Genomic DNA, 15241 nt, shown 5'->3' with positions numbered 1-15241 from the left:
TGTTGGGCCAGATTTTTAAAGTAAGTTTTGAATATTTAAAGGTTACAGTTAATGAGATTGCGCGGTTTAGCTATTAGTTTATTTGGGATTCTGGCCATTCTGGGCAACGAAGTGAATGCCAAAGCCATGTCATTAACTCAGCTTGCAGATGCTATTCAGGTTAACTACCAGGTGTTGTCTAATCTCGACAACCAGGACTGTAAAGCCTTGTTTTCTGGCGATTGTTTTACCGGTAAATTGCGTTTTTCTTTGCCGGAGTCTGTCACCAGTGAACCCTTTGCACTGTATTTCAGCCATATTGCGCCCATAAAATGGGACAACCATCCGCAGCTTGATATAGAACATATCAATGGTGATTTGCACCAGGTCTTGTTCAGAGGTAATGAGTTTTCCGATGGCACCGCAGTTGATATCCAATTTAAGGCGGCTTTCTGGCATGCCGCACATTCTGATGTTATGCCCAACTATTTTTTGGTGTCTGATACTGAAGGGCCGCTGGTGGTGCAATCTACGATACCGGAAATCGATAAATACACTGGCTTGCAAGTGATGCCACATTTGCTGCCTTTTGAAAGCGAGCAGCAATGGCGCCGAAACCCTGAAGATAACTTGCCGCTGGCAGATGCCACCTGGTTATATCAACATTATCAAACGCTTCAAGCTGAGCCGGAAAAAGCTGAGACACCGCACAGCAGCGTGACGCCAAGAATCATCCCGCAGGTTAAAAAGGCCGAGTGGAATACCGCTGAAACGCTATCTCTCGACACTGGCATAAAGGTAAATTGGCAAGAGTTTACTGAAGACAGGGTAATACAGGAACTATTTCAAAAAGCGAACATAGCAACCACTCAAAATGGTGTGCCTTTAACCTTGAAGCTCAATAATGAGTTAGCTGAATCTGCCTACCGTTTACAGATTGAAAATAAGGGCATCAATATTGAAGCGGCCGACAGAAAAGGGCTGCAACACGGTATGGTGTCATTTTACCAGTTATTGGCAAAACAAGGCTCGGTGCTGCCTCTGGTTGATATTCAGGATGAGCCGCGTTACGAGTTCCGCGGCGTGCATGTGGATTTATCCCGAAATTTTTTGGGTAAACAGGTACTGTATCGCTTGCTGGATCAGATGTTTTATTTGAAGTTAAACAAGTTACACCTGCACCTTGCCGATGACGAAGGTTGGCGTTTACAGATCCCGGGTCTTCCCGAGTTGACTGAAATCGGTGGCTTCAGATGTTTTGACCCACAAGAAGACAGCTGTCTTTTACCGCAACTAGGCAGTGGCCCCCACAAAAATAGTGCAGTAAATGGTTATTTAACAGTCTCAGAATATCAGGCCTTATTGCAATATGCCCATGAGCGTCATATTGAAATAATTCCTTCCTTTGATCTACCTGGCCATGCACGAGCCGCTGTCAAAGCTATGGAAGCGCGATATCGCAAATACAAAAAGCAGGAAAACCTCGCCGCTGCAGAAGAGTTTTTGCTCAGTGATTTTGCCGATGACACCCAATACAGCTCAGTACAGTTTTACCATGACAATACGGTGAACCCCTGCCAGGAGTCTACCTATCACTTTATTGACACCGTAATTGGCAAAGTAAAAGCCATGCATAAAGCCGTTAATGCGCCGCTGTCCACTTATCACATAGGCGCTGATGAAACCGCCGGGGCCTGGGTGAACTCGCCGGTGTGTCAAACTCTGATTGAAACCGATGACACTATTAATAGTGTTCAAGATTTAAAACCGATGTTTTTGACTCGGGTAATCGACATTATTGAAAAGCACGGTCTTATCGCTGCCGGCTGGAGTGATGGAATGCACAAGGTTCTGGAGCTGGAAGCAGGTAAGCAGCATCAGGTGAATGTTTGGGATACCCTCTATTGGAACGGACACGAACTGGTTAAAGCCTTTGATGAACAAGGATGGAAAACCGTGCTTTCTCATCCAGATGTATTGTACTTCGATTTTCCTTATGCCAATCACCCCAAAGAAACCGGTTATTATTGGGCATCGAAAAATACCGATAGTGTCAAAGTCTTCCAGTTTATGCCGGACAACCTGGCCGCTAACGCCAGCCAGTGGACAGACCGTATGGGCCACAGTTACACCGCCAGTAACCAAGGTACGCAACCTGGTATCGCCGGAATGCAAAGCCAAATCTGGAGCGAGGCAGTGCGTTCTCCTGAAACCTTTGAGTATTTAATGTATCCGAGATTGCAAACCTTTGCCGAGCGCGCCTGGCACAAGGCGGACTGGGAAGTGCAGTACGGCGATGCTCAAACCTTTAGTTATCAAGATAAAACGCCGCAATCCAAACAGCAGTTGCGTGACTGGCAGGGATTTAGTGCTGCCCTTGCAGGCTACATGAGTGAGCAAAAGTTGTTCAGAGGTAATTACAGACTACCACCGCCGGGAATGCGTAAATCGACAGAGGGGATCAAAGTGAACACCTTGTGGCAAGGTTTAGGGGTACAGTGTCGATTGGACGAGCAGCCTTGGTTTGAAGTATCCGGAAGACTGGTAAAAGAAAGCAAGGCCAGTCAATTAAGTTGCCGCACGGTTCAAAAGTCCGATGCCGAGCAAGGCGCGGACGCAATGAAAATTATGAAAGTCAGTCCGATTACAGTACTGGATTTGAGAGCGATATGATGCTCTTTTTATGTCCAAAAATGACAGCGTTGTCATCTGGTTTGAAGGATTTGATTGTTTTTAATATAGATATCAGCAAGCGGGAGAGTGAAATTGACAAATAGGCCAACGCTTTATTTGGGGGTGGATGGTGGTGGAAGTAAGTGTCGCGCCATTATCCAGGATGCTCAGGGAAAAACACTTGGAACAGGTCTGTCTGGAGCTGCAAATCTACTGAGAGGTACACAAAAAGCGCAAGAATCGGTACTGGCAGCTTATTTACAAGCGCGCGAAGAAGCTGGCTTGGATAAGTCTGACGACAGTCGAGTCATTGCTGGATTAGGCCTGGCGGGAGCTAACCTGGAAACACTGAGTGAAGAATTCATCACCACGTGGCAGCATCCCTTTAAGGCGGCATATCTCACCACAGATTTAGAAATTGCCTGTCTCGGAGCACATAAGGGTAAAGCGGGCGGTGTGATTATTATCGGTACCGGAAGTTGTGGCCTGGTAGCTTCAGACAACGGCTCTTTGACCTTGGGCGGGCACGGATTTTTGTTAGGGGATAAAGGCAGTGGAGCCTGGTTTGGACTGTCGGCCGTGCAATACTGCCTTGAGGCACTAAGTGGCCTGCAGCCTGACTCTAAACTGGTCGCTGCCATTCAGGAATTTACAGGGTGTGAAAACGAACAGGCATTAATTACGCGGTTCGCTGACGCGGCACCTAAGGAGTTTGCCGCATTGGCGCCCTTAGTTTTTTTACAGGCAGAGCGTGGTGACAGGGCAGCTGCAAACATTATTCAAAGCGGCGTCGGTTATATAGCATCCTTGTGCACCAAGCTTTTGAGCAAGGCACCACCCAGGTTTAGTCTGATTGGCGGCCTTGCTCCACTTATTGCCGAGCACCTGCCCAGCGAACTGGCAAAACAAATTTCGCCCCCTTTGAGTGAGCCTGAAGAGGGGGCTGTTTTGTACGCACGCCAATGTGCGCAATCTTTTAATATTCATGATGTTGCTTCTGCAAACGAAGCGCATTCAGTAACCTGATAAGAGGTTTTATTATGAGCAGTTTAATGGCGCGAGAAGCGCTTTCTACGCCGGATATCATCAAGCAGCAACTCAATGCCAATCAACCCGTGGTTGAACACCTGGTGGCAGAAATAAAACGCCGTGACATCAAGATGATCATGATGGTAGGCAGAGGGTCTTCCGACCATGCGGGCGTATTTGCAAAATATCTATTTGAGGTGGAGTTGGGTATTCCTGTTTGTTTTGCGGCTCCTTCTGTGAGCGGTGTATATGAAAAGCAGTTGCAGCTGCATAACACCTTGGCGATTGTGATCTCTCAGTCGGGTAAAAGCCCGGATTTACTTAATCAGACTAAAGCGATTCAAGCGGCAGGTGCCTGGTGTATCGCGCTGGTTAACGATGGTTATTCGCCTTTGGCGGCGTTGGCCGATGCGATTTTACCCATTCGCGCCGAAGCCGAGTTGGCGGTCGCTGCTACCAAGAGCTATATGGCAACACTGTCGGCGCTATTACAACTTACCGCAGTTTGGAAAGGCGATAACAATTTGTTGGATGACGTGCATCAACTTCCCAATGCGCTGCACACCATCACCGAGGGTAAACCTCAATTAACCGCTGAATTCTTGCGTGGGTTGCGTCATTGTGTCGTTCTCGGTCGCGGTTTTGGTTATGCTATTGCCCGCGAAATCGCTCTAAAGTTGAAAGAAGTGTGCAGTATCCATGCAGAAGCGTTTAGCAGTGCCGAATTTATTCATGGTCCGGTGACGTTGGTGGAAAGCGAGCTGGCGGTCATCAATATTATTATTGAAGATGAATCCCTTGTTGTACATCAACAACAGATAAAAGATGTTGCGCATCGCGGTGCCAGGCTGCTGACCATCAGCCATCCTGAATGTGGGTTATCACCCAGATTGTTACCCTTATTGGTGATGTTACGCTTTTATCTGGATGTGGAGCACGTGGCGCAAACTATGGGGATGAACCCTGATGCGCCTCCCGGACTTAAAAAAGTCACCGAAACGGTGTAATGAAGGACAAATAACATGGCTACGCAATGTTTTACGGTAGACAAGATCCTCACCTCTGAAGGATGGCAGTTATTTCAAAAAGTGACCGTTGAAAATGGAACAATTGCTGATATCTCTGCTGCTAGCAAGGTCGCAAAGCAGCACTATTCTGGCACTTTGATACCGGGCTTTGTTGATTTGCAGGTGAATGGTGGTGGCGGTAAGTTGCTCAATCTCGAGCCAGAACTGGCTACGGTAAAAGCGATAGTAGATGCGCATCGGCAATTTGGTACTACCGCCATGTTGCCTACGCTCATTACCGACAACATTGATACAATGCAGCGCAGTGCAGATGCTGTCACCGAAGCAATAGTCGAAGGGGTTGACGAAGTTATAGGTATCCACTTTGAAGGTCCACTGCTGCAAAAGGACAAAAAAGGCGTCCACCCGGAGCAGTTTATTCGTCCGGTATCAGACGCTGAACTGACTCTGTATTGCCGTCAAGATTTAGGCGAAGTTTTGGTTACCTTGGCGCCGGATAATGTTTCTCCCGATGTTATCAAAGACCTGGTAGAGCAAGGTGTACATGTATGCTTGGGCCATTCCAATGCCAGTTTTGAGCAGGTGTGTACTGCACTTGAGGCGGGAGCGACCGGGTTCACTCATATTTATAATGCCATGTCGCCACTGACTTCTCGAGAGCCAGGAATGGTGGGAGCCGCTTTGGCAGATAAGGCGAGTTATGCCGGATTAGTTTTGGATCATCATCATGTTCATCCCGCTATGAGCAAGCTGGCAATAGAAACTAAAGGTATCGATAAAGTTTTTCTGGTAACGGATGCCATGGCACATGTGGGTTGTGCTCAGCAATCTTTACCTTACTTTGATACGCTGATCCAGCGTGATGGCGATAAACTTACTACTCCAGATGGCACCTTGGCCGGGTCTTGTCTTGATATGAGGCAGGCAGTACTAAATGCTCACAGAGATCTGGCTCTACCGTTGGAGCAGGCAATAGCGATGGCTTCTCATACCCCTGCAAGCTATCTTGGCATGACAGATCGGTTAGGCGAACTTGCCGTGGGAAAACGCGCGGACTATATCTTGTTGGACTCCACATTGAACATTGATACTGTCTTTGTTGCCGGAGTGCAAAAAACTAATAAAGCAGGAATAAATCATGACCAGCAATAGTGTATCCAGACCTCTAAACACTGCAAACAGCAGCTTGGTACCGATGTTAATTATCGGTGCGCTTTTTTTCGTCTTCGGTTTTGTCACCTGGCTTAACGGTGCACTCATCCCGTTTTTGCAAATGGTGTGTCAGCTAACAGAAACGCAGGCGCTGATGGTGGCGTTCTGTTTTTATGTCGCTTATGTCGTGATGGCGTTACCAGCGGCGATGGTGTTGGAGAAAACCGGTTATCGCATGGGAATGGTGATTGGGTTGGCGCTGATTGCGTTAGGGGCCTTATTGTTCGTGCCCGCCGCCTTATCTCGCGAGTTTGCACTGTTTCTGGGGGCACAGTTCATCATGGGCTCAGGACTAACTATTTTGCAAACGGCGTCTAACCCTTACATCGTTAAGATAGGGCCAGAGGAGAGTGCCGCTGCTCGTATCGCAGTGATGGGCCTGCTCAATAAAGCCGCCGGTGTATTGGCGCCATTGTTATTCACCGCGTTAGTGTTGGGTGATTTTGCTCATATCTCCAGTGCCTCATTGGCAGCCATGACTGAAGCTGAACGCAGCAGTCAGATAGCGTCCATGTCCAATGGTCTGGTTGTGCCTTATGTGGGGATGGCCGTGGTATTGTTGCTTTTGGCGGGAGCGTTAAAGCTCTCATCACTCCCCGAAATCTCCATGGATGACAGTGACACTGAAGTTGCCGATGCGGGGTCGGTATTACAGTTTCCGCAATTAGTATTAGGTGCCATTGCGCTATTTTGTTACGTGGGTGTAGAAGTTGTCGCAGGCGATACCATCGGGTTGTACGGCTCTAAATTGGGTATTGAGAATGCCACATCACTCACTTCGCTAACTATGTTCGGTATGGTAGCGGGTTACCTGGCGGGATTGGTGTTGATCCCCAGGTATCTCAAACAGCAGACGGCCTTGTTGCTATCAGCCGTGTTAGGGCTGTTACTCACAGCTCTGATTATGTTCGCTGACCCGCAGCAGCAGAGCTTATCTTTCTTGTGGGGTTGGGCTGGGTTTAGCGAGATCCCTGATGTGATCACCTATGTCGCGTTATTGGGACTGGCGAATGCCATGGTATGGCCATCCCTGTGGCCTCTGGCACTCACTGGCTTAGGCAAGTTCACCTCTAAAGGCGCAGCTGTATTAATCATGGGGATCGCTGGTGGTGCAGTACTGCCATTAGGCTATGGATTACTGGCCGACAATGCTGGCAGTCAAACAGCCTATATGATTATGTTGCCTTGTTATCTATTCATTCTTTATTACGCGGTATTTGGCTATCGGCTGAGACGCTGGGGCTAAATACATTTTGATATTGCTACCAGGCTGCTATCTCGCAGCCTTTTTAATATGCGCAAAGGTCTTTCTTGTAGTCAGAATTTAGCATATTCACTGAATTTTGGTGAATATCGCTAATTAATCGCAAAACATTTAAGTTCAGTTAAGCTTCCGTTAATAGGGTTTGTGTATAAATCCATATAAATCAATGGTTTATAATTTTGGTGTGGTTATTGAATTACTTCTGCCAAACAGGGAGTGGTAAGTTTTCGCATTCCCGTTGCCACGATGAACACATTTCTATGGAGATAAAAAATGAAAAAGCATTTGTTAGCACTATTGGTAGCCGGTCCGTTAGCGTTGGGGTTGAGCGGTTGTGTTATTTCAGTGGACAGTGATGGCTGGGACGGACATACCGTTGACTGGGAAGATCGCGAATACAAAAACCGCAAGGTAATCGCAGAATTGGAATTAGATCTGGGGACTCAGCAAGTAAAAGATCGCTTAGGTGTACCAGACTTCAATGAAACACTACGTCGCGACGGTGAAACTTACACGGTATTGTTCTATCGCACCCAGCGTATGCATGGTGACGGCAAAACCACCAAAGACGAGTGTACCCCATTGGTATTTAAAAATGGCGCTTTAGTTGGGTGGGGAGATACTGCCCTTAACCGTATTTAACGGTCTGCATTAAACGATAATTTTGGACAAAGCACTTGATGGTAGAGTGAACCCATCTCCCTGAACAAAGCCGGCGCCGTCGGCTTTTTCTTTGTCTCATTTTATTGGCCATTTCCGGGCATCTTATCCGACCTGTTACAATGAATCTGATTTTATTTTCACACTTTATTAACAATTCCTTCCGCTTCATGTAGATTAAATCTAAAGAAGACTCGGGGAAGAGAATGAATACCAGCGAAGCGCAGGCACTGAATAAAAATATAAAAGCCGTTTTCCTGACTGCCGAAGACCTCAAAGTTGCAGGCTCTTTGTTATATCAGGCTTACCATGATGACCCGCTTTTTATCGATATTTTCCAGTCTGAGAAAGAGGGCTATGAACAGCGTTTGCGCTCCGCTATTCGTGAGGAATTAAATGCATTCTGGATGGCCAAACAACCCATGGTTGGGTTATTTGACGAGGAGCGCTTATTGGCTGTTGCTTGTTTAACGCACTCTGATTCTGCTTTTGGTCCCGGAAGATTCTGGCATTGGCGTCTGAAAATGCTGCTGACTGCTGGCTTTTTCTGTACCAAACAAATGATGGAAAAAGACCAGAAAATTCAACAGAACGTACCGGCCGAACACTATCATTTATTGTCGTTAATCGGTGTTCACCCCGACGAGCAACATCATGGCCTTGGGCATTTGTTGATGTCTGCTGTGGAGTCGGTGATGTTGGAAAACCCAAACAGTAGTGGCGTCGCGGTGTATGCCACCTTACCCAAGTACATGCATTTCTTTGAAGATACCGGTTATAAGCTAGTAAAAGAGCTGGAAGTGGGCCACATCAGCGGCCATTTGATGTTCAGAGAACGACCTGAATAAGTTTGGCGGTGGAATAGGGCTCAGTTCATGCGATAGGGCGGTACTGTGGTGGCAACTGCTCTATGGCCTTCCATCTCTAAAACGCCTTGATACTTATCTTCGCCATTACCGGAAAATTCAAAAACAAATTGGGTTTTCCAGTCAGGCTTGCCCCGCACCAGGCCAAATCGGGTTTTGTCCCGGGCGACACTGATGAGCTGTAACCCTTGCTTTTCACAATACAAATTGAGATAGCGGTTTGCCGCCTCGCTAATGGCGCGAATTCGCCAAAATTGAGCAATCACTAAGACTGTAACCAGGATAAACAAAATATCGCTCAGCGCAAACATCAGGCACGCCCAAATAGTTGATTAATGCCCTGCGCCAGAGTCTCACTGCGTTGTGGGTCGCGCAGACGTCGTAACATAATGTCTCGCAATGAAGGAATTTGTACCAGGTCAGCGTACAGTGCGGGTAACAAGTTCAGTCGGGCAGCTTCTTCCATAAATACAGTGAGAAATTCATAATCCTCACACAAGCCCCAGTGGCGACCCGCAAGTACGATAAGATGATCACCTGAGCTGAGTTTATTCTCTAATAAAGCCCGCAAATTTTCTCTGAGTTTGTTTTTTTCCGAATATTGGCTCAACGCTCTGAGCAGAGGAATAAACAACTTGTGTTCAGGGCGTGTTTTTTGCAGTAAGCCAAACAGAAATTCTGCCAGTTCAGCGGGAACCGTAACGTTTTCCAGCGATGCTAAAAGGGTGGTTTGCACAAGCTCCGCATAACTATCGAAGTGCTGGACGATGTGTTGTTGGTTATGCTCAAGGTTGAGGTTAAAAATGATATCGCTAAGGCCCTGTAGTGCCACTTCTTGCCAGTCGTTAAGGTCGGGACGAGCGATGTAATTTTTCGCTGCAGCATAATATTGTCCAGGTTTCAGCCCCAGTAACACTCTGGCATAGCTGTTAAAATCAGCGAGTTGCGATTGATTAGGGGTGAATAAAAACGGGTTATCTGGCAGAGACTTATCCGAATCATCGTTAAGCAATTCACTGCCCAAAGCCTCTATAACAATACTTAAAAACTGATCTCTTTGCGCTCCTACAACATTACCTCGTTCATCCAATGGTAGTTTGATAAACCAGATAAAGTGTTGCTTTGATAAGCTTTTATTCCAGAACAATATCCCCAACCAGAGCATCTGTTGACGCGGACGCGGCGCTTGCTGCAAACCATTTTCAATCTCGAGAAAGGATTGATTGTCCAGTATTTTGAAACCGCGTCCCATATCGACAATGCGATATTCCGTACCGGCTTCCAATAAAAATTCACTAATGGTGGAAATTGTTGTCATCGGGCTCTCTGAAAACAGTGTTGCAAAGGTTATAATGCTGCCCAAGATATTAACATGAATTCGGAGGTGATTTCTGAGCCTTGACCTCAACAATCAGGATCCGCTGTTAAATGAGCTCGCAAAATTGTTGCAAGAATTGGAGGCGACTTTGCGCAAATTCAAGCTTTGGCAGCAAAATTCCATCGCCATTGAACAAGTCACCTCGCCTTTTGGGATTGGACAAATTCAATTTACTGAATGGTTACAGTTTATCTACCTGCCCAAAATGAAAAGTTTAGTAGGGGCGGGCGTTGGCATCCCAAAAGCTGAAATAACGCCCTACGCCGAAGAAGTATTGCCATCGGGAGAGGGTCGTGAAGCATTGCTTGTATGCATCAAAAAATTGGATAACTTGAGTATTACAGCACATGTGTGAAAGCAACCATATAGAAAGGTTGCCGGAATTGGTTATCCCGGAGCAATTACCTGTATTGTATCAAGATGAGCATCTGGTGGTGATTGATAAACCGGCAGGTTTACTCGTACACCGCAGTATGATTGATAGACACGAAACCCGATTTGCAATGCAAATGGTACGAGATCAAATAGGTCAGCATGTTTATCCGGTACATCGGTTAGACAAACCCACTGCTGGCGTGTTGATTTTTGCTCTCGATGCTGAAACTGCCAGATTGATGAGTGAGCAGTTAGAGAATCATCAAATTGAAAAGCGCTATCTGGCTATCGTGAGGGGGCACCTCAACGGGCAGGGAGAGGTTAATCACCCCCTTAAAGAAAAGCTGGACAAAATCGCGGATAAAAAAGCGCGCCAGAACAAACCGCCTCAGGAGGCTGTCTCGTTTTATAAGAGTATTCAACAAATCGAAATTCCAGTTGCGGTGGGTAAGTATCCCACTGCAAGATATAGCCTGGTCACGCTGCATCCTAAAACGGGCAGAAAACACCAGTTGCGCCGTCATATGTCGCATTTACGTCATCCCATCCTGGGGGACGTTAATTATGGTGACAATAAACACAATCGTTTTTTACGTGAGTCTTGTAATTTCCCCGGACTAGCCTTATGGTCCCATCAAATTAAATTTAAGCATCCCTATAGCGAGCGTATTATTTCGTTGCAATGTGAATTGCCGTCACGATTTGTAGACCTGTGGCAGCAGTGGGGATTAGACAATACAACAATCAAGCATTTATGGAGTAACTGGTGGCCAGTGTAAGTATTTTTGTCGGTTCAGTGTATGGCAACGCTCAGCATGTTGCAGAGCAGTGTGAGGAAAATCTTGTCGAAATAGGACACGATGTGTCATTGTTCAGCGAGCCAGAAATCGATGATTTTAAGGATGCGGAAAATGTGCTGGTGATCACTTCAACCACAGGGCAGGGCGACCTACCACCTAACATCGAGTTTTTTGCGCAAGATCTTCGCGATCAGATGCCATTGATGGGCGGAAAATCGTTTGCTGTTGTTGCCCTGGGGGACAGTAGTTATGGCGATACCTTTGGTGGTGCGGGACACACTATGTACGAGATTTTAACTGAATTACAAGGCAAGCCAATGGCGGATTTATTCATAGTCGATGCTATGGAGACGTTTGAACCGGAAACTGAAGTTGTTCCTTGGGTGACAAAACTATTCAGTGTTAACTAGTAAAATAAAAAAGGCTCCGTCAGGAGCCTTTTTTATTTCGGTTAGCTTATTCGGCGCCTCTCAACAAAGCATTGATTCCCACTTTCGAACGGGTTTGCGCATCCACTTTTTTCACGATAATAGCGGCGTAAAGGCTGTATTTACCATCTTTGGATGGCAGATTACCGGGCACTACCACAGCACCTGCCGGAACGCGACCATAATGAATTTCTCCGGTTTCACGATCGTAAATACGAGTGCTTTGGCCAATATAGACCCCCATTGAAATCACGGCGCCTTCTTCAACGATAACGCCCTCTACGATTTCTGATCGAGCTCCGATAAAGCAGTTATCCTCGATGATAGTCGGATTAGCTTGCAACGGCTCCAATACACCCCCGATTCCAACACCGCCTGAAAGATGCACGTTTTTACCGATCTGAGCACAAGAGCCTACGGTTGCCCAAGTATCTACCATAGTACCTTCATCAACAAAGGCGCCAATATTCACATAAGACGGCATCAGTACCACATTCTTGCCTATGTAGCTGCCTGTACGCACGGTGGCTGGTGGCACAACCCGCATGCCTTCCTGTTGGAACTGTTCAGCACTATAATCAGAGAACTTGAGCGGTACTTTGTCGTAAAAACGGCTCTCTGCCCCATCCATTACCGCATTATCATGCAAGCGGAAAAACAACAATACGGCTTTTTTAAGCCACTGATGTACTACCCATTCACCCGCGATTTTTTCAGCTACGCGCGCTTCACCGGAATTAAGCAGTGCTATCGATTTCTGAACGGCGAGTTTTACCGCCTCATCAGCAGAGGCAGGAGTAATGATTGCTCTGTTCTCAAAAGCCGTTTCAATGATGGTTTGCAGGTCTGACAAATTCGTCATGGGTTTTTGTGTTCCTATAGGTTTAGCTGGCTAGTCACTATCCGACAGCCTTTCTGAGATTGTTTGTTTTAATTGCACCTGTTGTTTGTTAGTCAGGCATTTTCCTTCGCTATTGCTCAAGATAAATAAATCTTCTGCTCGCTCACCTATGGTGGTGATTTTGGCGTGGTGTAGCGATAAATCCTGTTCCACGAATATGTGCCCAAGCTTGGCTAATAAGCCTGGTGCATCCAGTGCTTCCAGTTCCATCATGGTGACATCATCCTGATTGCCAAAAAAGCGCACTTTAGTGGGCACTGCCAACTGTTTTAATTGCCGTGGAATACGCCGTTTGTTGACATGCTCGACACCGGGCTTTTGTAATTGCGTCACAATAGCATCTTGCAAACTTTTCAGTCTGCTGGGTGAGCTTATGCGTTTTCCGTCCTGTTCCAAAATAATAAAACTATCAAAGATATAACCATCTTGCGTCATCATTAGTTGCGCGTCCTGAATAGAGCAGTTTCTGCTGTCCAGTACGGAAGCGACTTGCGCGAATAACCTGGGTCTGTCTTCACCATACATTAGCAGCTCTGTCCCGCTTTTTGCCGTACCATCAGTAACGGCAACAACCAAGGGGTAATGCTCGTTGTAAAGGTTATGCAAAATAATATGGGTGTGCCATGCAATTTGGTCCGGCTTGAAGCGTGCAAAATAGTCTGCCGGAAACTTCTCCCATGCTTTTTCTACCGCCGATTCTTCATAATCTTCCAATAAGGAGCGCATAGCACTGGCTTTGTGTTCTTTTTCTCTGGATTGCAGGTCGAATTTGTTTTCAAGACCATTCTCCAGTGCTTTTTGCGTCATCAGGAAAAGCTCACGCAATAGGGAAGATTTCCATTCATTCCAGAGGTTACTATTGGTGGCGCGAATATCAGCAAGCGTTAATGCGTAAAGTAACTCCAGTTGCTCCTGAGTCCGGACTGTAGCGGCAAAATCCTGCACAACCTCCGGATCATAAATGTCTCTGCGTTGGGCAATTACCGACATGGTTAAATGCTGTGCCACTAACCATTTGATTAGATTTTTGTCTTTCTCAGGGATGTCGTGTAGTTGACAAAATTGCTCGACATCTTCGGCACCTAATTTGGAGTGATCGCCGTTTCTGCCCTTGGCAATATCGTGGAAGATACCCGCCAGAAATAGCAGTTCTGGTTTATCAGCATTGCGCATGATACGGCCGCAACGAGGAAACTCGTGATCAAACTCTTTGTGGTTGTAGCGGGCCAAGTTTTTTATCAGGCGATGGGTATGCTCATCCACGGTGTAGGCATGGAACAAGTCGAATTGCATCATGCCAACAATGTGGTTCCATTGGGGTATGTAGCTTTGCATGATGCCGTGTTTGTGCATCAAATCCCAACTCAATTCGAAAAAATCAGTCTTCTTCACCAAAGCCAAAAAGGATTCTCGGCACTCGGGATACTCACACAAAAAGATGTCTTGTTCCTGATAAATTCTGCGGGCATTGCGCAGAAGGCGCAGGGTAGAGGCGTGCATGCCCTTGATTTCAGGATTATCAGTAATGATGTGGAAGAAGTTGAGGATTTTTACCGGCGCATCAAACACTCTTTCATGCCGCGCATGCACCAGGCCACCTTTAACATCAAAGTCGTCAGAAATGACTTTTTCGACCTTCAGTCGCTCCCCCAACATTTCATGACGAAAATGGCCAAGAAGCATTTCATTCAGCTCTCTGACTCGGCGTACCACCCGGAAAAACGCCTTCATCATTTTTTCAACAGAGGCCTTACCTTCATCACCATAGCCAAGACGGCGGGCGACCTCTGGTTGATAGTCGAATAACAAACGGTTTTCGCTGCGACCCGCGATGATATGTAGAATGAATCGAATTCGCCACAAATGACTACGACACTCTGTGAGTTCATCCAGCTCCTGTCGCGTGAAATAACCGTAATCCACCAGGTCTTTACCCTTTAAAACACTGAAGTGTTTTTTGGCTACCCAGCCGATGCATTGAATGTCGCGTAGACAGCCGGGGTTTTCTTTTACATTGGGCTCAAGATTATAACTGGTGCCATTGAACTTGGCATGGCGAACCTGTTGTTCATCGAACTTAGCGGTGTAGAACAGCTTGCTTGGCCAGAAGGCGCGAGACTGCAATTTATCATGCAACTCTTCAAAGACACTGTGGCTGCCAATTAGCACTCGAGATTCAATCAGGTTGGTGGCGATAGTGACATCTTCTTTGGCCAGTTTGATGGTTTCCTTGATAGTGCGCACGGATTGTCCGATATCCAGGCCAATATCCCAAAGTAGGGTAATGAATTGAGTTACTTTCTCTTGAGTGTCTTTATCCAAAGTCTTGTGCGAAAGGATAAGTAAATCTACATCGGAATAAGGCTGTAAATGGCCGCGACCGTAACCACCTACGGCCACCAGAGCGAGCTGCTTCACTTGCTCCAGCTCCAGTAATCGCCAGATATGGCTGAGCACAGCATCGACGAATGCCGCTCGACCAGTCACCAGGGTGTTAACATCGGTGGTTTCAAATTCTTGTTCCAGCCAGTCGTAAGAGTTGCTAATGCACTCTTTAAACGCTTTGGTATTGTTGGGGCTGGTGATCAGGCGCACCTGACTAAGTAAGCTTTGCAGTGCCAATGTTATTCCCCTGGTTCTACTGATTT

14 protein-coding genes are annotated in these 15241 nt (G+C 46.6%); 10 read left to right on the top strand and 4 right to left on the bottom strand.

Annotated elements, in window-relative coordinates; genetic code table 11:
* Window positions 1-51: 51 nt before the first annotated feature.
* The 7 genes from AABA75_RS15975 to AABA75_RS15945 all read left to right on the top strand — a co-directional run bounded on the left by AABA75_RS15975 (window position 52) and on the right by AABA75_RS15945 (window position 8693).
* Window positions 52-2652: a family 20 glycosylhydrolase gene (locus tag AABA75_RS15975; protein ID WP_338293689.1), complete on the top strand. Its 2601-nt coding sequence runs from the start codon at window positions 52-54 to the stop codon at window positions 2650-2652.
* A gap of 93 nt (window positions 2653-2745) precedes the next feature.
* Entirely contained in the window at window positions 2746-3678 is a 933-nt protein-coding gene (locus tag AABA75_RS15970) for a BadF/BadG/BcrA/BcrD ATPase family protein (RefSeq protein ID WP_338293687.1), read from the top strand.
* A gap of 11 nt (window positions 3679-3689) precedes the next feature.
* Window positions 3690-4688 (top strand): glucosamine-6-phosphate deaminase NagB-II, encoded by a 999-nt coding sequence (gene nagB-II, locus AABA75_RS15965; RefSeq protein WP_338294874.1) that lies wholly within the window; start codon window positions 3690-3692, stop codon window positions 4686-4688.
* A gap of 15 nt (window positions 4689-4703) precedes the next feature.
* Entirely contained in the window at window positions 4704-5861 is a 1158-nt protein-coding gene (gene nagA, locus AABA75_RS15960; RefSeq protein WP_338293685.1) for an N-acetylglucosamine-6-phosphate deacetylase, read from the top strand.
* Window positions 5848-7167, top strand: a complete 1320-nt coding sequence (gene gluP, locus AABA75_RS15955) for a glucose/galactose MFS transporter (RefSeq protein ID WP_338293684.1) — start codon at window positions 5848-5850, stop codon at window positions 7165-7167. The genes nagA and gluP overlap by 14 nt, the downstream gene beginning before the upstream one ends.
* A 291-nt stretch (window positions 7168-7458) precedes the next feature.
* Window positions 7459-7827 (top strand): DUF3192 domain-containing protein, encoded by a 369-nt coding sequence (locus AABA75_RS15950; protein ID WP_338293683.1) that lies wholly within the window; start codon window positions 7459-7461, stop codon window positions 7825-7827.
* A gap of 224 nt (window positions 7828-8051) precedes the next feature.
* Entirely contained in the window at window positions 8052-8693 is a 642-nt protein-coding gene (locus AABA75_RS15945) for a GNAT family N-acetyltransferase (protein ID WP_338293682.1), read from the top strand.
* A gap of 20 nt (window positions 8694-8713) precedes the next feature.
* On the opposite strand, the gene AABA75_RS15940 is transcribed toward AABA75_RS15945, so the two are convergent.
* Together AABA75_RS15940 and AABA75_RS15935 are read right to left on the bottom strand one after the other, a co-directional pair.
* Window positions 8714-9022, bottom strand: coding sequence for a DUF3301 domain-containing protein (locus AABA75_RS15940; RefSeq protein ID WP_338293680.1), 309 nt, complete (start codon window positions 9020-9022; stop codon window positions 8714-8716).
* Window positions 9022-10029, bottom strand: coding sequence for a DUF3549 family protein (locus AABA75_RS15935; protein WP_338293679.1), 1008 nt, complete (start codon window positions 10027-10029; stop codon window positions 9022-9024). The genes AABA75_RS15940 and AABA75_RS15935 overlap by 1 nt, the downstream gene beginning before the upstream one ends.
* A gap of 124 nt (window positions 10030-10153) precedes the next feature.
* Here AABA75_RS15935 and AABA75_RS15930 point away from each other — a divergent pair, with 124 nt between their 5' ends.
* From AABA75_RS15930 to AABA75_RS15920, 3 genes are read left to right on the top strand one after another with little or no spacing between them, the layout of a single operon-like run.
* On the top strand, window positions 10154-10444 hold the full coding sequence (locus AABA75_RS15930) for a YqcC family protein (protein WP_338293678.1): 291 nt from the start codon (window positions 10154-10156) through the stop codon (window positions 10442-10444).
* Window positions 10437-11243 (top strand): tRNA pseudouridine(65) synthase TruC, encoded by an 807-nt coding sequence (truC, locus tag AABA75_RS15925; RefSeq protein ID WP_338293676.1) that lies wholly within the window; start codon window positions 10437-10439, stop codon window positions 11241-11243. The genes AABA75_RS15930 and truC overlap by 8 nt, the downstream gene beginning before the upstream one ends.
* A complete protein-coding gene (locus AABA75_RS15920; protein WP_338293674.1) occupies window positions 11231-11674 on the top strand; it encodes a flavodoxin domain-containing protein in 444 nt (147 codons plus the stop codon). Before truC ends, AABA75_RS15920 begins: the two co-directional genes overlap by 13 nt.
* 46 nt (window positions 11675-11720) lie before the next feature.
* Here the strand turns inward: AABA75_RS15920 and dapD are convergent, their stop codons facing one another.
* Window positions 11721-12545 carry a 2,3,4,5-tetrahydropyridine-2,6-dicarboxylate N-succinyltransferase gene (gene dapD, locus AABA75_RS15915; protein ID WP_338294873.1) on the bottom strand — a complete coding sequence of 275 codons (825 nt, stop codon included), beginning with the start codon at window positions 12543-12545 and terminating at the stop codon, window positions 11721-11723.
* 39 nt (window positions 12546-12584) lie between these two features.
* Window positions 12585-15215 (bottom strand): [protein-PII] uridylyltransferase, encoded by a 2631-nt coding sequence (gene glnD, locus AABA75_RS15910; protein WP_338293673.1) that lies wholly within the window; start codon window positions 15213-15215, stop codon window positions 12585-12587.
* Window positions 15216-15241: the final 26 nt, after the last annotated feature.

The sequence above is a fragment of the Planctobacterium marinum genome, from assembly GCF_036322805.1.
In the GTDB taxonomy this organism is placed as follows: Bacteria; Pseudomonadota; Gammaproteobacteria; order Enterobacterales; family Alteromonadaceae; genus Planctobacterium; species Planctobacterium marinum_A.
The sequence above is the reverse complement of the archived record's forward strand: the minus strand, read 5'-3'. Positions and strand labels throughout refer to the sequence as shown.